The organism is Achromobacter deleyi, assembly GCF_013116765.2.
Taxonomy (GTDB): Bacteria; Pseudomonadota; Gammaproteobacteria; order Burkholderiales; family Burkholderiaceae_B; genus Achromobacter; species Achromobacter deleyi_A.
The window spans coordinates 214928-232385 of record NZ_CP074375.1; the positions used below are offsets into that span (position 1 = coordinate 214928).

Consider the following 17458-nt stretch of genomic DNA (forward strand, 5'->3'; position numbering starts at 1 on the left):
GCCTTGATGAACAAGACCGTGAACTGCGCCGCGCAGGCCGTGGCGGATATCCCCGACGGCGCCACCGTGCTGGTCAGCGGCTTCGGCCTGTCGGGCCAGCCCGTGGACCTGCTCGACGCGCTGGTGGAGCAGGGCGCGCGCGACCTGACCGTGGTGTGCAACAACAGCGGCAGCCACGACAGCGGCCTGGCCCGGCTGATCCGGCTGGGGCGCGTGCGCAAGCTGATCGCCTCGTATCCTCGCGGCGCCGAGTCCCAGGCGTTTGAATCCGCTTACGCCGAAGGCCGGATCGATTACGAATGCGTGCCCCAAGGCACGCTCGCCGAGCGGCTGCGCGCGGCCGGATCGGGCCTGGGCGGCTTCTTCACACCCACCGGCTACGGCACGCTGCTGGCCGAAGGCAAGGAGACGCGCGTCATCAAGGGCGTGGGCTATGTGTTCGAGGAACCGCTGCCGGCGGACTACGCGCTGGTGAAAGCCCATTGCGCGGATCCGCTGGGCAATCTCGTCTATCGCAAGGCGGGGCGCAATTTCGGGCCGCTGATGTGCATGGCGGCGGCGACCGCCATCGTCCAGGTGCATGCGCTGGCGGAGGTGGGCGGCCTGGATCCGGAGCACGTCGTCACGCCCGGCATATTCGTGCAGCGCGTGCTGCGCATACCCGATGCCAAACTGGCCGGAGTCCTGCAATGACACAACGATACTCGCGCGCGGACATTGCCCGCCGCGCCGCCGCCGATATCCCTCCCGGCTCATACGTCAATCTGGGCATAGGCCTGCCCGTGATGGCGCTGGACTACTGGACCCCGGCGCATGGCGTCACCGTCCACAGCGAGAATGGCATCCTGGGAATGCGCTCGCGCTCGGACGACGATCCGGTCGATCCCGACCTGACCAATGCGGCCAAGCAGAACGTCGCCATGGCGGCTGGCGGCAGCTTTTTCAACCACGCCGACTCTTTCGCCATGATGCGGGGCGGCCACCTGGACTACTGCATTCTTGGGGCCTACCAGGTTTCCGAAACCGGCGACCTGGCCAACTGGTCGCTGGGCCAGCCGGGCGTGGCCGCGGCGGTGGGCGGAGCCATGGATCTGGCGGTGGGCGCCAAGCGCGTCCACGTGCTGATGGAGCATACGACCCGCGACGGCCGTTCGCGCCTGCGGCGTGCCTGCGATCTGCCGCTGACGGGCGCCGCCTGCGTCGACCGCGTCTATACCGACCTGGCCACGCTGGACGTCACGCCGCAAGGCTTTCTGGTGCGCGACATGGCGCCCGGACTGACGCGCGAGGCCTTGCAGGCGGCCACCGATGCGCCGCTGCGCTTTGCCCAGGACGTCGATCATGCCGCATGAATCGGAGCTGAAGGATTTCCGCGACGAAGTCCGCGCGTTCCTGCGCGACCAGCTTCCCGCCGACCTGCGGCGCAAGGTGCTGGACCACCAGCGTCTGGACAAGCAGGATTTCCTGCGCTGGCATCGCATCCTGCATGAACGCGGCTGGGTGGCGCCGAACTGGCCCGCCGAATTCGGTGGCGCCAACTGGAGCATCGAACGGCGCAACGTGTTCGACGAGGAATGCGCGCTGGCCGGCGCGCCCGAAACCGTGCCTTTCGGCCTGCGCATGGTGGCGCCGGTCATCATGGCCTACGGCTCGGACTGGCAGAAAAGCCATTTCCTGCCGCGCATCCTGAACGGCCAGGACTGGTGGTGCCAGGGCTATTCCGAGCCGGGCGCCGGCTCGGACCTGGCGTCGCTCACCACCCGCGCGCGGCGCGTGGGCGATACGTTCGTGGTCAATGGCCAGAAAACCTGGACCACCTACGCGCAGTACGCCGACATGATGTTCTGTCTGGCGCGGACCAACCCCGACGCCAAGGCGCAGCAGGGCATTTCGTTCCTGCTCATCGACATGCGCAGCCCGGGGGTGTCGCTGCGGCCGATCCGCACGCTGGACGGCGGCGAGGAAATCAACGAAGTCTTTCTGGATGACGTCATGGTGCCGCTCTCGCATCTGGTGGGGGAGGCGGATCGCGGCTGGACCTATGCCAAGTATCTGCTGTCGCACGAGCGCTTTGGCGCGGCCCGGGTGGGACGCGCCAAGCGCGAACTCGGTCATCTGCAACGGCTCGCGGCGCAGCGCGTCGTTGATGGCAGGCCCTTGGCCGAAGATCCGGTGTTCGCGCATCGGCTGACGCAACTGGAGATCGACACGCTGGCGCTGGAGCAGACCAATCTGCGGCTGATCGCGCGCGACCAGCGCGGCGCCGGCCACGGCGCCGAAGCGTCGATCCTGAAGTACCTGGGCTCCACGCTGGCGCAGCGCATCAGCGAGGCGCTGGTCGATACCGCCGGCGCGCAAGCGCTGGCCTATCAGTCGGCCGCGCTGGAACGCGACTACGCGCAGGGCGAACCGACCGTCGAGCAAGAGCTGCAGGCCATGCCCGGCTTCTACCTGAACCTGCGCAAGATATCGATCTACGGCGGAACGGACGAAGTCCAGAAGAACCTCATCGCCAAGCTGGCGTTGGGCGCGCCAGACGACTACACCGGGGACGAACGGGCGCTGGACGATGCCGTCGCGCGCTATCTGCAGGATAGATATCCGGCGCCGGGCGGCCGCGCCAGGCCGCCGGCGGACGCCGACCCTGCCGCCACGCCGCATTGGCGGGCCTTTGCCGACATGGGATTGCTCGGGCTGGGCCTGCCCGCATCCGCTGGTGGCATGCAAGCCGGCTTGCCCGAGATTTGCATACTGATGCAGCAGTTCGGCCGTCATCTGGTGACCGAGCCCTACGACGCCAGCACGCTGCTTTGCGGGCAGCTGCTGGGCCGCTTGCCCGAAGGCCCCGCGGTCCGCGCACTGCTGGCCGGCATGGCGCAAGGGACGGCCGCGCCCGTGCTGGCCCATGCGGGGCCGGATTCGGAATGGGCCTTGGACGGCGCAGGCGCCACTGCGGAGCGTCAGGGCGACGGTTGGGTCTTGAATGGCGTGAAGCGGCACGTGCCGCACGGGATGGGGGCCAGGCAGTTCCTGGTCACGGCGCGCGATGCGGCCGGAGTCGGCTTGTTTCTGGTCGAGGCAGACGCTCCGGGCTTGACCCGCGAGGGCGGCCTGGGCCTGGACGGACGTGGCTACGCGGACATCGTGCTTGCGGCATGCCCTGTGCCCGCCGCGGCCCGGCTGGGCGAGGCCGGCGCCGCGCTGGAACAGGCGGCGGACATGACGCGTGTCGCGCTGTGCGCGGAGGCGCTGGGCATCATGCAGGCGCTGCTGGACGCCACCCGCGAGCACGTTGCCGCGCGGCGCCAGTTCGGTCAGGCGCTCGGCGGCTTTCAGGCGGTGCAGCACCGGCTGGCGGACATGCTGCTGGTCCTGGAGCAGGCCCGTTCGCTGACCTGGACGGCAGCAAGGTCGGATCTGGACGACGCGCCGTTGCGCGGCCGCCTGGCTTCGGCCGCCAAGGCCAGATGCGGCGAGGCCGCCCGCTATATCAGCCAGCAAAGCATCCAGCTGCATGGCGGCATGGGCATGACCGATGAACTGGCCGTCGGCCACCATGCCAAGCGGCTGCTGGCCATCGAATACACGCTTGGCGACACGCGCCATCACATCAACCGCTACCGGCAACTGGCGCGGGCCTGAGCCCCGCCGCTACAAGGGACCCCCATGACCGTCAACGTTACCCAACCCTCCGACGACGTCTCCAGCACCGTCCGCTATGCCCGGCATGGGCGCGTGGCGGTGATGTTTCTTGATAATCCTCCGGTCAATGGCCTGGGCGACACCGTACGCGCCGGCCTGCACGCCGGCCTGGCGCGCGCGCTCGGCGATGCCGGCGTCGATGCCGTCGTGATCGCGGGCGCCGGCAAGGCGTTCTGCGGCGGCGCCGATATCCGCCAGTTCAATACGCCGGCGGCAACGGCCAAGCCCATGCTGCGCGATGTGATCGCGGCAATCGAAGCCTCCGGCAAGCCGGTGGTCGCCGCCATTCATGGCTTTGCCCTGGGCGGCGGGCTGGAGCTGGCACTGGGATGCCATTACCGCGTGGCGCAGGCCGGCGCCCGGTTGGGGCTGCCGGAAGTGAATCTCGGCCTGGTGCCCGGCGGCGGCGGCACGCAGCGGCTGCCGCGGCTGGTGGGTGTGGCGCCCGCGCTCAGGATGATCCAGACCGGCACGCCGGTGGACGCCGCCGCCGCGCTGACCGCCGGGCTGGTGGACGCCGTCACCGAAGGCGATGTACTGGACCTGGCGTTGTCCTTCGCGCGGGACCGCGCCACGCATGCGTCCCACCCCGTGGCTGCGCGGCGTGCCGTGGAAGCCAGCGGCGTCGACTTCGCCGCGGTGCGCGCCGGGCTCAATCCCAAGGCCCGCAACGCGCAGGCTCAGCAGGCGGCGACAGATTGCGTCGAGGCCGCGACGCGCCTGCCCATCGAGGCGGGACTGGACGAAGAGCGCAGGCTGTTCGACGCGCTGGTCGCGGGCGACGCGTCCAAGGCGCTGCGCCATCTCTTCTTCGCGGAAAAAGAAGCGCCGCGCGTCGCCGGCGGCGGCAGCGTGGGCAGGGTCGAACACGTGGCCATCCTGGGCGCGGGCACCATGGGGGGCGGCATCGCGATGGCGTTCTCGAACGCGGGCTATGCCGTCACGCTGTATGAGCGCGAGCAGGCGGCGCTGGATCGCGGCCTGGCGCTGATCCGCAAGAACTACGGCATCACCGCGGCCAAGGGCAAGCTCGACGCCGCGGGCGTCGAAGCCCGGATCGCGCGCATCACGCCCAGCCTGGACATCCGGGATCTGGCGGGGGCCGATCTGGTGATCGAGGCCGTATTCGAGGACATGGCGGTCAAGCAGTCCGTATTCCGAGAGCTGGATGCCGTGTGCAAGCCCGGCGCCATCCTGGCCACCAATACCTCGCGCCTGAATATCGACGACATCGCGGCCTGCACGGCGCGGCCCGAGGCGGTGATCGGCCTGCATTTCTTCAGCCCCGCCAATGTGATGAAGCTGCTGGAAGTGGTGCGCGGTGCGCGCACCGGCGCCGACGTCATCGCCACCTGCATGGCCGTGGCGCAGAAGATCGGCAAGATCCCCGTGCTGGTCGGCGTATGCGAAGGCTTTGTCGGCAACCGCATGCTGACGGGCTACTGGCGCGAGGCAGGCTTTCTGCTGGAAGAAGGCGCCAGCCCGCAGCAGATCGACGGCGCGTTGACGCGCTTTGGCATGGCCATGGGGCCGCTGGCCATGGCGGACCTGGCTGGCATGGATATCAATTGGGCGACACGCAAGCGCCTGGCGCCGACCCGGCCCGCGCATCTGCGCTATTCCAAGGTCGCGGACCGTATCTGCGAGCTGGGCCGTTTCGGCCAGAAGACGCAGGCCGGCTACTACCGCTACGAGCCGGGCAGCCGCCAGCCCCTGCCGGACCCGGTGGTCGACGGCATCATCGAGGCCTGCGCGCGCGAGGCCGGCATCGTGCGCCGGACGGTGAGCGACGAGGAAATCGTGGAGCGCTGCATGCTGGCGCTGGTCAATGAGGGGGCGCAGATCATCGACGAAGGCATCGCCCAGCGCGCCTCGGACGTGGATGTGGTGTACGTGCATGGCTACGGCTTTCCGGGCGCGCGCGGCGGGCCGATGTTCTATGCGCAGACGCTGGGCCTGGCCGCCACGCTGGCGACCATCCGTGGCTTGTGGCAGGCCCATGGCGATCACTGGAAGCCGGCCGCGCTGCTGGAGCGGAAGGTGGCCGAGGGCGCAGCGACGTTCTGAGGCGCCCGCGGGGGGCGCCTGCAAGGGCGTCCGCAGGGCGGTCAGGGCCGCATCGGGCATCATGCCGGGTGCGGCCTTCTTTGCGATACTGCACTGAATGTCCGCAAGTGTCCGAATCAACCCGGGTCCGCACAGGGTCCTTTCACGTGAACAACATGACAGACACCGTCCCCACCGGCTTCGAGCCCTGGCAGCCTAGCAGTCCCTTCATGACGCATCTGGCCGACCTCGGCGCGCTGTACCGGCGCGATGCGGATTCGGTCCTGGCGATGCGCGTGGCGCACGCCCACACCAATATGCATTCGATCGCCCATGGCGGACTGCTGGCCACGTTGGCGGACAGCGCGCTGGGCTATGTGATTGCGCAACGTGCGCACCTGTCCGTGGTGACGGTGCAGATGTCGGTGGAATACCTGAATCCGGTCAGGCCCGGCGACTGGCTGGAAGCCCATGTGCGGATCGACAAGCAGGGCAAGCGGCTGATCTACGCCAATTGCCTGCTGCAGGTCGAAGACCGCGTCATGCTCAAGGCCAACGCGGTCTTCGCGGTGCGCGCCGCGCCTATCCCCGCCTCCGACGGCTGAAGGCGCGGCGGCGCTTATTCCACCTTGACGCCCGTGGTCCGCACCACGTCGCGCCACTTCGCCGTTTCGCCGGCGACGAAAGCGCTCACCTGATCGGGCGTCATCGGGCCCAGCGGCTCGCTGTTCTGCCCGGCCAGGCGCTGCACCATCTCGGGCGAGTTCATGATGTCGTTGGTGGCCTGGTTGAGCTTGGCCACGATCGCCGGATCCGTCCCCGCCGGCGCATAGAAGCCCAGCCAGGTGTAGACGTCCAGGCCCGGCGCGCCTGATTCCGCGAAAGTGGGCAGATCGGGAAACAGCTTGCTGCGCTCTGCGCTGGCCACGCCGATCGGGCGCAACTGGCCCGACTTGATGAAGGGCGCGACGCTCATCGCGTCCTGCACCGCCACCTTCAGCTCGCCGGACACCACCGCGTTGGTGGCGGGCGATGCCCCCTTGTAGGGCACGTGCTCCATCGGCACGCCGGTGATTTTCTTCAGCCACTCGCCGCCCAGGTGCGTGGAGCCGCCAAAGCCGGCCGAGCCGTACGGCACGCCGGGTTGCGCCTTGCCCCAGGCCAGGAATTCGGAAACGTTCTTGACCGGCACGCCCGCGTTGACCACCACCAGGTTCGGCGCGCGCGCCAGGATGCCGATCGGCGCGAAGTCCTTGATGGGGTTGTAGCGAACCTTGTCATTGACCGCCGGACCGATCACATGGCCCGTGGCGTTGATCAGCAGGGTGTAGCCGTCATTCTTCTGGCGCGCCACCAGCTCGGTGCCGACCTGGCCGGCGGCGCCCGGCTTGTTCTCGACCACGAAAGTCTGGTTGAAGCGTTTGCCCAGTTCCGCCGACAGCAGGCGCGCGACGATGTCGGTCATGCCGCCAGGCGCAAAGGCCACCACGACGGTGACGGGATGGTCGGGATACTCGGCGCGGGCGGCGCCCGCGGCCAGGCTGCAAAGCAGCAGCGCGCTCGTCGCGCCGCGCCGCAGGATAGTGCGATTCATGGTTGTCTCCAAGGGTTCTTATCGTCCGGGCGGCGCGGCTGCCAGTGCGCCTCCGCCAAGCCAGTATGGCGGCGCGTCGCGCGTAACTCCATCCGAAATATTCGAACTCAACATTCGCGCCTGTCTAAGGCGCGGGGCCCGCCAGAGGGGCCGGAGCACGCTTTGAATGCCCGCGAACGCAGCGTTCGAAACATTCGACTCCTCGCGGCGCGCAGCCGCTGACATAATTTTCGGAGAGCGGCTGAATCACGGAGACACTATGCTTCACAACGCCTTGCGCGGTATCAAAGTCGTGGACTTGTCGCGCATCCTCGCGGGCCCCTGGTGCACGCAGAACCTGTCGGATCTCGGGGCGCAGGTCATCAAGGTCGAACACCCCGAACGCGGCGACGATACCCGCGGCTGGGGGCCTCCCGACTTGCGTCCGGCCGATGGCGGGCAATCCATGTCCGCCTACTTCATGGCCTGCAACCGGGGCAAGCAATCGGTGGCCATCGACTTCTCGACCGAAGACGGCGCGGCCCGGGTGCGCGAGCTGGTGGCCGACGCGGACATCCTGGTCGAAAACTACAAGGCCGGCGGCCTGAGCAAGTACGGGCTGGACTACGCCTCGCTCGCCCGCGTCAATCCGCGCCTGATCTACCTGTCCATCACCGGCTATGGCCAATCCGGCCCCATGGCCGGCAAGCCTGGGTACGACTACGTGTTCCAGGGCATGGGCGGGCTCATGAGCTATACCGGCCAGCCGGACGGCACGCCTGGCGCGGGCCCGTTGCGCACCGGGGTCGCGGTGGTGGACCTGATGACCGGCATGTACGCCACCTCCGCCGTGCTGGCCGCCTTGCGCCAGCGCGAACAGACCGGGCTGGGGCTACCCCTGGACATATGCCTGCTGGACGTGGCGGTGGCGCTCAACGCCAACCAGGGCGCCAACTACCTGGTGTCGGGCGTGGCGCCCCAACGCAGCGGCAACGCACATCCGAACTGCGCGCCCTATGAGGTCTTCGCCTGCGCGGACGGCCATCTGATCCTCGCGATCGGCAATGACGGCCAGTTCGCGCGCTTTGCCAAAGTGGCCGGCCACCCGGAATGGGCGGCCGACGCGCGCTATGCCTCCAACAGCGCCCGCCTGATGCACATGGACAGCCTCAGGCCAATGCTCGCCGAGGTGCTTGCCTCGGCGCCGCGCAAGCGCTGGACGGACGCCTTCGACGCCGCCGGCGTTCCATGGGGGCCGATCCACACGCTGGACGAGGTCTTCTCACATCCGCAGGTGCAACACCGCGGGCTGCTCCAGACGACTACCCACCCGGTGCTGGGCGAAGTGCGGCTGGTGCGCAACCCGCTGCTGGCCGGCACCCTACCCGAGGAGCTGGGGGCGGCGCCGCCGCTGCTGGGCGAGCACACGGACGCCGTGCTGGCGAACCTGGCGACGATTTGAATTACCCGAGGAGACAATAATGAAACCCATCAGTACCTTTCTGGCCGCCATGCTGGCCTGCCTGACCCTGTCGGGCGCAGCCGCGGCGCAGTACCCCGATAGGCCGATCCGCCTGGTCGTGCCCTACGCGGTGGGCGGCACCACCGACATCATCGCCCGAGTCGTCGGCAACAAGCTGGGCGCGCAACTGGGCCAGTCCGTCATCATCGAGAACCGGCCCGGCGCGGGCGGCAGCATCGGTTCGGCCTACGCCGCCAAGCAGCCCGCCGACGGCTACACCCTGGTGATGGCGGTCGAAAGCTCGCACGCCGTCAACCCCAACGTGTACGCCAGGAGCGCCTACGACCCCGTCAAGGATTTCGCGCCGATCAGCAATCTGGCGGACGTGCCCAATGTGCTGGTGGTGAATCCGGCGCTGGCCGCGCAGGACCTGCCCGCCTTCCTGAAGCTGCTCAAGGCCGATCCGAGCAAGTACGCGTTCGGATCGTCCGGCAATGGCGGCCTGAGCCACATGAATGGCGAACTCTTCATGCAGACCACCGGCACGCGCATGCTGCACGTGCCCTACAAGGGGCTGGGGCCGGCCTTGAACGACCTGGTCGCCGGACAGGTCCAGATCGTATTCGACAACATCCCGTCCTCGTATCCCTTGATCCAGGGGCAGCGCATCCGCCCGCTGGCGGTGGCGGCCAGGCAGCGGCTCAAGGTGCTGCCGGATGTGCCCACCTACGCCGAGGCCGGCCTGCCCGCCATGAACAACCCGTCCTGGTTCGGCCTGGCCGCTCCCGCGGGTACGCCGGCGCCGGTGCTGGAAAAACTGAACACGGCCGTGCGCCAGGCGCTGGCGGATCCCGCCACCATCGACGCCATCGAGAAGCAGGGCGCGGTGCCCAGCCCGATGTCGCGTGACGAGTTCGGCGCGCTGATCGCGCAATCCTATGCCCACTGGAAGACGGTGGTCGAGGACATTAAATTCGAAAAAATGCAGTAAGAGGAGCCATCGTGGAAACCAGAAATCTCTCCTTTCCCCATGCCCGCGCCGAGATCGACGCCGCCGGCATCGCCACCCTGACCATGCTGGACGCCGGGGTGCTGAACATTCTGAGCACGCCGGTTATCAATGGCCTGCGCGCGGCGCTTGCCGAGTTGCGCGACGACGAATCGGTGCGCGTGCTGGTGCTGCGCGGCGACAGCGATCGTGCTTTCGTGGCCGGCGCCGATATCGCGGAAATGGCCGGGCTGGACGAACAGCGCGCGCGGCGCTTCATCTCGAATTTGCGGGATCTCTGCAACGCCGTGCGCCACTTCCCGGTGCCGGTGATCGCCCGCATCCCGGGCTGGTGCCTGGGCGGCGGCCTGGAGTTTGCCCTGGCCTGCGATCTGCGGGTCTGCGCCGATCACGCGCAGTTCGGCATGCCTGAGGTGAAGGTGGGGATTCCCTCCGTGATCCACGCCGCGCTCATGCCGCAGCTGATCGGCTCGGCCAACAGTGCGTGGATGCTGTTGACCGGAGAGCTGATCGACGCCCGCCGAGCGCTGGACTGGGGGCTGGTGAACGCCGCAGTGCCGGAGGCCGAGCTGGATCAGGCCGTGCGCAAGCTGGCCAAAGGCTTTGCCGCGCTGGGGCCGGCGGCGCTGCGTCAGCAGAAGAAGTTGCTGCGCCGCTGGGAGACGATGTCGGTGGACGAGGCCATCGAGGACAGCGTCGCGGAATTCGGCGCCGCCTTCAATACCGGCGAACCGCAAAAATTCATGAACGAGTTTCTTGCCAGCAAGCGCGAGGGAAAGCGCGAGGGCAAGGGCTGATCCGCGCCTGTCGACAGGCCCTAATCCGGGCCGCGCGTCGCCGCCACGATCGGATCGTCGAGCAGATACCCGGCCACCTGTTCGACAAACGGCGACAGCGGCACGCCGGCCTGGGTGACCAGCGTCAGTTCACGCAGGGCCCAGGGTTCGCTCAGATCCACCGCCGCGATGCGTTTCTCGCGCAGCGCGGCGGACGCGATGCTGCGAGGCACCAGCGACACGCCCACGCCGGCTTCGACCATGGACAGCACGGCGTCGAAGGTATGCACATGGATGCGGACCTTGGGCGTCTTGCCGGCCAGCTTGGCCATGTCGCGCAGGAATATGTAGTTGCTGCTGGCCCGGCTCATGCAGACGAAGTCCAGGTCCAGCACCGCCGGGAACCGCACGGGCGAGCTTTCCACCACGGGATGGTTCAGCGGCGCCGCGATGATCAGTTCATCGATGGCGTAGCGTACGGCGTTGACGCCAGCGGATGACGCATTGCCGGCAAAAATGCCGATATCGGCCTCGTGGCCCGCGATGGCGGCCTCGATCGTGGTGCTGGAGCGCTCTTCCAGCAGGATGTTCACATTGGGATTGGCCGACAGGAACCGGCTCAGGCTGGGCACGATGAAGCCATTGAGGGAGCTGCTGTTGGCGAACAGCTTGACGCTGCCCTTCAAGCCGCTGGCAAAGCCGCTGACCTCGCCGTGCATGCGTTCCACGCCTGCCAGCAGCGAGCGCACATGCTTGAGCACGAAATCGCCTTCCGGCGTGAGCTCCATGCCGCGCGCTTCGCGCTTGAACAGTGGCACGCCCATCGCGAACTCCAGGTTCTTCAGGCGATAGCTGGCCGACGACGCGGTCAGGTGTACGGTATTCGCTCCGCCAGACAGGCTTTTCGCCTCGGCGATAGCGAGGAAGAGGCGTAGGTCAGTGAGTTCGTAGCGCATCGCGGAAAGAGTACCGTAGGTGAAATTGCGGTGTCACAGATACGGCGTGGCCAGCCATATCACCTTGTTTCGCAGGCGCTTTGCGAATGGCGCATGCAGCAGGTCTTCCAGGGTCTCGCGCCTGGCGCCGCTGATCAATCCGTCGATGCGTCCGCCTATCCAGCGCGCCACCGCCGGGTCATAGATTTCGGTGTCCAGCTCGAAATTCAACCGCAGGCTGCGCGGATCCAGGTTGGACGAACCGACATAGGCCCAGGCGTCGTCCACGGTCATCAGCTTGGAGTGGTCGAACGCGCCATGCGAGCGCCAGACGCGGCAGCCGGTGCGGACCACCTGGTCCAGCTGCGCCGTCATGGCGTAGTCCACCAGCCGCAGGTTGTTCTTGCCTGGAATGACGATGTCCACCACGATGCCCCGGCGTGCGGCCGTCGCCAGCGCACCGATCAGTGTCTGGTCGGGCAGGAAGTAGGGGGATTGGATACGCACGTGGCGCCGCGCCACCGCCAGCGCACCCAGCAGCATGTTGTGCGTGCTGCCCAGGGCCCGGTCGGGGCCGGACGGCACGCAGCGCATCGGCACATTGCCCGTGCGGGGCAGGGCTTCGGGATCGAACCAAGGCTTGGCGGGCAAGGATTCGTGCGTGGTGAAGTTCCAGTCATGCGCAAACACCGACATCAGCTGCGTCACGATCGGGCCTTCCACGCGGAAATGCGTGTCGCGGTTGGTGGCGTCGCCGGCCAGCGCGCTGACAAAGGCCGCCCGCACGTTCATCCCGCCGGTGAAGCCCACGCGCCCGTCGATGACCAGCACCTTGCGGTGGCTGCGCAGGTTGGCATAGGGCATGCGCAGCACGCCCAGCGGATTCGTCATGAAGCGCGCCACCGGCACGCCGGCGCGCGCCAGCATACGCACGATCGGCGGGCGGGAATACTTGGAGCCGATGGCGTCGATCAGCACGCGCACCTCGACGCCGCGCGCCCGCGCCTCGATCAGGGCCTGCGCCATCTCGCGTCCGATCGGATCGTTGTCAAAGATGTAGCTCTGCATCGCCACGGTATGGCGCGCATCCCGGATGGCCTGCAGCATGGCCGGATAGGTTTCGTCGCCGCCTGCCAGCGGCTGCACCTGATTGCCGCCCAGCAGCCGGAACCGGCTGACGCGGTCGCCCAGCACCTTGAGCGACGCGAACTGCTCGCCCGAGATCGGCGCCACGTCCACCGGCGCAGTCTCGACCAGCTCCGCATCCACCACCATCGCCTCGTCGCGCAGTTGCGACACACGCGTCTTGCGGATCCGATTGATTCCAGCCACAAAATAGAACAGCGGACCGAACAGCGGCGAGAACATCGCCACCCCGACCCAGCCGATGGCCGCCCGCACATCCTGTTTGGTCATCGCGGCATGCACCGCCGCACCGGTGCCCGCCACAACACTGATGGCAAATACCAGATGGGGCCAATAATCGATCAAAATTGCGTGTATGCGATCCATAGCGATGGCGTAAGAGACGGCCTCCAAGGGTGAACCATGCGGAAGGATAGCAAGGCTGCCGGCGCTGGCAAGATCGGCGCACAAGGGGGGGCTTTCGCATCTTTAAAAAAACGTGCTAGAATTCGGCCTCTTCGTTGTTGAACAGCTCTTGAAGACGTTTTTCAAGAAAGCCGCAACCGAGAATGTTGGAAGGCAAAAGTGCTGAAAGGCAAAAGTGCCGGAAGACGAAAGCAGTACCAGAGGTGGCTGTAGCTCAGTTGGTAGAGTCCTGGATTGTGATTCCAGTTGTCGTGGGTTCGAGCCCCATCAGCCACCCCAAAGAATTCAATGAAATCAGCCGCTTAAAGCGGCTGTTTTTTTTTGTGCGGAACAATTATTCAAATTAAACGCACAGCCAAGCGTACGACCAAGCGTACGACCAAACGCACGACCAAACGCATACCCCCCCATGCGATCAGAAGGCTGGGACGGCTCTAAAGATAAGATGGCTATGAAATCTTTGAATGCCGAGGATAAATGTCCATTCGAATGTTGAGCCGCTGTGGCGCGGCGCTGTTTCTTTTCGCCCTGGGTTCCGGATGCTCTTTGATCGGGCTTGGGGATTCGGGTCGTACGGACGAGTGCAAGTGGAACCGCAGCAGTTGCCTTTATGACGGCGGGTACGAGGCCGGCGAAGAGGACTATGCGGAAGAAGAAGCGAAACGCCTGAACAAGGACGCGGCCAACAGGCTACGCCGCAGCTCCGGAAATTGACGGAAAGGCCGGGGTACCTGGCTTCCAAATCAGGTCTTCAGGCCAGGCCTTCCAGCACGTCATCCAGAACTTTGTCCCATCCGCCGTCCGCAGGTTTTCGATAGAGCGCCACTGAGCCATACCAGGGCGTGTCGGCCCGGTCGAGCAGCCAGCGCCAGTCGGGCGTGGAGGGCAACAGCAAGCAGGTGGAAACGCCGAGCGCGCCGGCGAGGTGCGCCGTGGCGGTGTCGACACTGATCACGCGGTCAAGATTGGCCATCAGGGCTGCGCTGTCGCTGAAGTCGCGCAGCGCATCGCTGGCCAGGTGCAGGCGCCCGCCGGTGGCCGTGTGCCGCCATTGTTCGATGGCGGCCAGGTCGTCCGCGCGCAGGTCCTTCTGGACGCATACAAAATCGCAGGGCGCCTTGAGCAGGGCGGCGATCCGCGCAAAAGGGATCGAGCGATTGCGGTCGTCCGGGTGCTGTGGATTGCCCGACCAGGCCAGTCCGATCCGTGGCCGGGCGCCCGCCATGCCAAATTGCTGTTCCAGCCGCCCCGCCCATTCCCGTACCAGTTCAGCGTCCGCCTGCAGGGGGCGTTCAAGAGGCCAGGGATCGGGGCGGGTGCGCGACATGGCGAGCGGCAGGCTGAGCAGCGGCACGTGGCGGTCGAAGGCCGGGACCGGCGCGTCGCGGCTGATCACAGTGATGCCGGGAAGGTTGTCCCGCAACAGGCGTTCCAGCGATGGCTGCACCTGAAAGATCAGCTGTTCGGCCTGCGCGGCAAGCGCCGGCACATAGCGGCTGAACTGCAGCGTGTCGCCCAACCCCTGTTCGGCGTGCACCAGCAAGGTGAGCCCTTGCAGGGAGGACTCGCCCAGCCAGGGAGCACCTTCATGGGGCATCTTCTGCTCGCCGTCGCGCCAGCGCCATTCGTAGTCGCGCCAGCCGTGCGCATAGCGGCCAAGAAGCAGGTTGGTCTGGGCGCGGTTATTTCTCGCGCCGGCGTGATCGGGATCGATGGACAGGGCCTGCTTGAAGTGGCGCAGGGCATCTTCGAACCGGTGTTCGTCCCGTGCCAGCACTCCCAGGTTGGTATGCGCGTCCACGAGCCGCGGATCCAGCTTCAACGCGGTCTCGTAAGCCAGCCTTTCATCGCCTCGCCGGCCCATCGCGCCTAGCGCCACGCCGCGCATATAGTGCAGCGGCGCGCTACGCGGCGCTTTCGCAAGCACCTCGTCGACCAGTGCAATGGCCTGGTCTGCATGCTGCAATTTCAGCATGACATTGATCACGCGGCCCAGCATGGCGGCGTCTTGGGGCGCGCGGCGGCGCGCGGCGCGGAAATGGCCCAGGGCTGCCTCGAGGCGACCCGCCCTCAGGTTCACTTTGCCTGCTTCGCTCAGCAGCGCGACATCATCGGGTTCAAGCCGGACGGCCTGGTCAAAACAATCCGCGGCGGCGTCCAGTTGGTTGAGCCGGCTGAGCGTGATCGCCTGGGCCCGGACCAGGTTCGCATTGTCCGGATTGGCGGCCACGGCGGGGGCCAGCAGCTTCGCCGCCAGCGCGTAGTCGCCCTGCTGGAACGCCTGCGCGGCGCGTGCAACCGCGTTCTGATCGAATTCCGAACCCATGATGCGTTTTGTGGTGAATTGTGATGTATAGAAACAGGTGGCGATTGTAGGCAGACGCCGGCGAAACGCAAGCGCCAGCGGTCAGCTGCGGCCGTCGCATCAGCCGATGGATATCCGTCCCGCGATTATCACGGCGGGGCGCGAAAAATGGCGTGTTGCTTGTCGCCACCCGATATTTTTCAAATCATGGCATGAAGATATTCAGTCTTGTTATTGCTGGCCTTTTCTCCCGGCGACGGATGTTTGAGTTAGGCGCGACAATCAGGCCATGCCGGTCGAGTTCGATAAAAGCTTGCGCGAACCGCGATCGCTACTTAAGCTATTTCCGTACTTGCGTGTATCCGCAAGACTGGCGTTCCAAGCCCCGCTCAAAAAGGGGTGGCCCAATCGCCAGTCCCAGCGCCAGATCGTTAAATCATTTGTTTGCCGGTTCTCCTTGTCAATCGTGAAAAGGATGCTTGTGCGAAAGTCGATGGTTTTGATTGTTCCGAGCAGCGCGCTGTGGATGCCGGGCATGGGCTTGGCTTGCGTGGATCCTGATACCCGGATGCAAGCACCCCGCCACCGCGTTGGTCAGACCAGGAGCATCGGCGGCAATGGCCGCAGCGTCTTCGACGAAGACGGCGATAGGCAAGGCATCTACCTGGCTGGAGGGCTCGACCTCCAGAAGCGCATACATCCCATCACCAGCTTTGAATTCCCCAAGCGCGCGCGCTTGACGCCGGGCAGCAGCCCGGCCGCGCGCCTTGCGGCGTTTCGTACCGCCGTTTTTGGCGGTGCGGTTGCACTTCAGGCAGCAAAGAATACGGCGCAAGTCCGGCGCCTTTGATCAGTCCAAGTTGGGCCCTTCAAGCCGGCAGGCGAAGAAGGGCAGCGCGAGACCATCGTGTTCGAACGCATAGGAGCTTTGGGATGACGCAAGTAAGTAACAATGCCCGCCGTGCTCTCATGCTTGCCATAGGTACTCTGACCTTGGCGCTGGCCGCTTGCGGGGAACGGAACGACGCTTCGGCTGTCGTGGTGCCCCCGATGAAGGTAATCGTGGCCACCATCGGACGGCAGCCTGTTGATCTCAATGTGGATCTGCCCGGCAGGATCGAGCCCATACGCACCGCCGAAGTCAGGGCGCGCGTTGACGGCATCGTGGAGAAGCTGCTTTATAACGAAGGCAGCGATGTGCAGGCCGGCGACCCGCTGTTTCAGATAGACCCCAGCGACTACAAGGCCCAGCTGGCCCAGGCCAATGCGATGCTGCAGCGGGCGCAGGCGGTTCAAAAGAACGCCCGCTCGGTCACGGAGAGATTTCGGCCGCTGGTGCAGCGTCAGGCGGTCAGCGCGCAGGAATACGAGGCCGCGCTCGCGGCTCTCGGGCAGGCGCAGGCCAATGTGTCGGACGCGCAGGCGGCGGTCACGCTGGCGCAGCTGCGCTTGGACCGCTGCACGGTAAGGGCGCCCATCGCCGGCAGGGTAGGACGCGCTCTGGTGACCGAAGGCGCGCTGGTGAGCGCTTCGGCGGCCACGCTGCTGGCCCAGGTCAATCAGCTTTCTCCCATCAGCGCCACGTTCACCAAATCCAATACCGCCATCATGGACCTGACGGACTACGCCCGCTCCGGCAGCCTGGCTACCTCCGAGGCCAACACCTTCCAGGTCCGCCTGACGCTCGCCAATGGCCGGGAGTTCGGTGAAACAGGAGTCGTGGACTTCGCTGACCTGAGCGTGGACCGGAGCACGGGCGCGCAGACCATACGCGCCCGCTTCGACAATGCCGCCCGGGAGCTGCTCCCGGGCCAGTTCGTTACCGGCCAGATCCATATCGGCGTCCGCCAGGAGGGCATCCTGATTCCGGCGCGCGCGGCGCGGCTTAACGGCGATACCGCCACGGTGTTTGTCATCGGGCCGGATGATACGGCGGAGGCCAGGCAGATCGAGGTCGGCGACCAGATCGCGGGCAACTGGGTGGTGCGGCGGGGGCTTGAGGCAGGAGACAGGATCGTGGTCGATGGCTGGCACAAGATCAGGCCAGGCCAGCGTGTCGCGCCGGTAGAACAACAGAACGAAAAACCCTAGCGGAGTCG

General features: G+C 66.5%; 14 protein-coding genes, 1 tRNA gene and 2 pseudogenes. 13 read left to right on the plus strand and 4 right to left on the minus strand.

Features of this window, described 5'->3' with window-relative positions:
• Window positions 1-3 precede the first annotated feature (3 nt).
• From HLG70_RS00950 to HLG70_RS00970, 6 genes and pseudogenes are all read left to right on the plus strand, one after another.
• Complete coding sequence (locus HLG70_RS00950) at window positions 4-693, plus strand: 3-oxoacid CoA-transferase subunit A (RefSeq protein ID WP_419144786.1); 690 nt, start codon at window positions 4-6, stop codon at window positions 691-693.
• Window positions 690-1352, plus strand: coding sequence for a 3-oxoacid CoA-transferase subunit B (locus tag HLG70_RS00955; RefSeq protein ID WP_171664771.1), 663 nt, complete (start codon window positions 690-692; stop codon window positions 1350-1352). The genes HLG70_RS00950 and HLG70_RS00955 overlap by 4 nt, the downstream gene beginning before the upstream one ends.
• Window positions 1342-2529: pseudogene (locus HLG70_RS29435) on the plus strand (acyl-CoA dehydrogenase family protein); the annotation flags it as partial. The gene HLG70_RS00955 and the pseudogene HLG70_RS29435, both read left to right, overlap by 11 nt.
• A 33-nt stretch (window positions 2530-2562) precedes the next feature.
• A pseudogene (locus HLG70_RS29440) lies at window positions 2563-3642 on the plus strand (acyl-CoA dehydrogenase family protein); the annotation flags it as partial.
• Window positions 3643-3666: 24 nt separating this feature from the next.
• Window positions 3667-5769 carry a 3-hydroxyacyl-CoA dehydrogenase NAD-binding domain-containing protein gene (locus HLG70_RS00965; RefSeq protein ID WP_171664769.1) on the plus strand — a complete coding sequence of 701 codons (2103 nt, stop codon included), beginning with the start codon at window positions 3667-3669 and terminating at the stop codon, window positions 5767-5769.
• Window positions 5770-5924: 155 nt separating this feature from the next.
• A complete protein-coding gene (locus tag HLG70_RS00970; RefSeq protein ID WP_171664768.1) occupies window positions 5925-6353 on the plus strand; it encodes a PaaI family thioesterase in 429 nt (142 codons plus the stop codon).
• 14 nt (window positions 6354-6367) lie between these two features.
• Here the strand turns inward: HLG70_RS00970 and HLG70_RS00975 are convergent, their stop codons facing one another.
• A complete protein-coding gene (locus tag HLG70_RS00975; RefSeq protein ID WP_171664767.1) occupies window positions 6368-7342 on the minus strand; it encodes a Bug family tripartite tricarboxylate transporter substrate binding protein in 975 nt (324 codons plus the stop codon).
• Between the two features lie 259 nt (window positions 7343-7601).
• Here HLG70_RS00975 and HLG70_RS00980 point away from each other — a divergent pair, with 259 nt between their 5' ends.
• Genes HLG70_RS00980 through HLG70_RS00990 form a run of 3 tightly spaced genes read left to right on the plus strand, consistent with a single transcriptional unit; the run spans window position 7602 to window position 10589 of the window.
• On the plus strand, window positions 7602-8783 hold the full coding sequence (locus HLG70_RS00980; RefSeq protein WP_171664766.1) for a CaiB/BaiF CoA transferase family protein: 1182 nt from the start codon (window positions 7602-7604) through the stop codon (window positions 8781-8783).
• A 19-nt stretch (window positions 8784-8802) separates the two neighbouring features.
• Window positions 8803-9774 carry a Bug family tripartite tricarboxylate transporter substrate binding protein gene (locus tag HLG70_RS00985; RefSeq protein ID WP_171664765.1) on the plus strand — a complete coding sequence of 324 codons (972 nt, stop codon included), beginning with the start codon at window positions 8803-8805 and terminating at the stop codon, window positions 9772-9774.
• An 11-nt stretch (window positions 9775-9785) separates the two neighbouring features.
• Window positions 9786-10589, plus strand: a complete 804-nt coding sequence (locus HLG70_RS00990; RefSeq protein WP_171664764.1) for an enoyl-CoA hydratase — start codon at window positions 9786-9788, stop codon at window positions 10587-10589.
• 20 nt (window positions 10590-10609) lie between these two features.
• Here HLG70_RS00990 and HLG70_RS00995 read toward each other — a convergent pair whose 3' ends face one another.
• A complete protein-coding gene (locus HLG70_RS00995) occupies window positions 10610-11524 on the minus strand; it encodes a LysR family transcriptional regulator (protein ID WP_171664763.1) in 915 nt (304 codons plus the stop codon).
• Between the two features lie 33 nt (window positions 11525-11557).
• On the minus strand, window positions 11558-13015 hold the full coding sequence (gene cls, locus HLG70_RS01000; RefSeq protein ID WP_171664762.1) for a cardiolipin synthase: 1458 nt from the start codon (window positions 13013-13015) through the stop codon (window positions 11558-11560).
• Window positions 13016-13257: 242 nt separating this feature from the next.
• Here cls and HLG70_RS01005 point away from each other — a divergent pair.
• Window positions 13258-13333: transfer RNA gene (locus HLG70_RS01005), tRNA-His, on the plus strand.
• Between the two features lie 198 nt (window positions 13334-13531).
• Window positions 13532-13768: a hypothetical protein gene (locus HLG70_RS01010; RefSeq protein WP_171664761.1), complete on the plus strand. Its 237-nt coding sequence runs from the start codon at window positions 13532-13534 to the stop codon at window positions 13766-13768.
• Between the two features lie 37 nt (window positions 13769-13805).
• Here HLG70_RS01010 and HLG70_RS01015 read toward each other — a convergent pair whose 3' ends face one another.
• On the minus strand, window positions 13806-15380 hold the full coding sequence (locus tag HLG70_RS01015) for a tetratricopeptide repeat protein (protein ID WP_171664760.1): 1575 nt from the start codon (window positions 15378-15380) through the stop codon (window positions 13806-13808).
• A gap of 268 nt (window positions 15381-15648) precedes the next feature.
• Between HLG70_RS01015 and HLG70_RS01020 the strand changes: the two genes are divergently transcribed.
• Together HLG70_RS01020 and HLG70_RS01025 are read left to right on the plus strand one after the other, a co-directional pair.
• Window positions 15649-16209 (plus strand): hypothetical protein, encoded by a 561-nt coding sequence (locus HLG70_RS01020; RefSeq protein WP_171664759.1) that lies wholly within the window; start codon window positions 15649-15651, stop codon window positions 16207-16209.
• A gap of 83 nt (window positions 16210-16292) precedes the next feature.
• Complete coding sequence (locus tag HLG70_RS01025; RefSeq protein WP_171664758.1) at window positions 16293-17450, plus strand: efflux RND transporter periplasmic adaptor subunit; 1158 nt, start codon at window positions 16293-16295, stop codon at window positions 17448-17450.
• The last annotated feature ends 8 nt before the right edge of the window (window positions 17451-17458 follow it).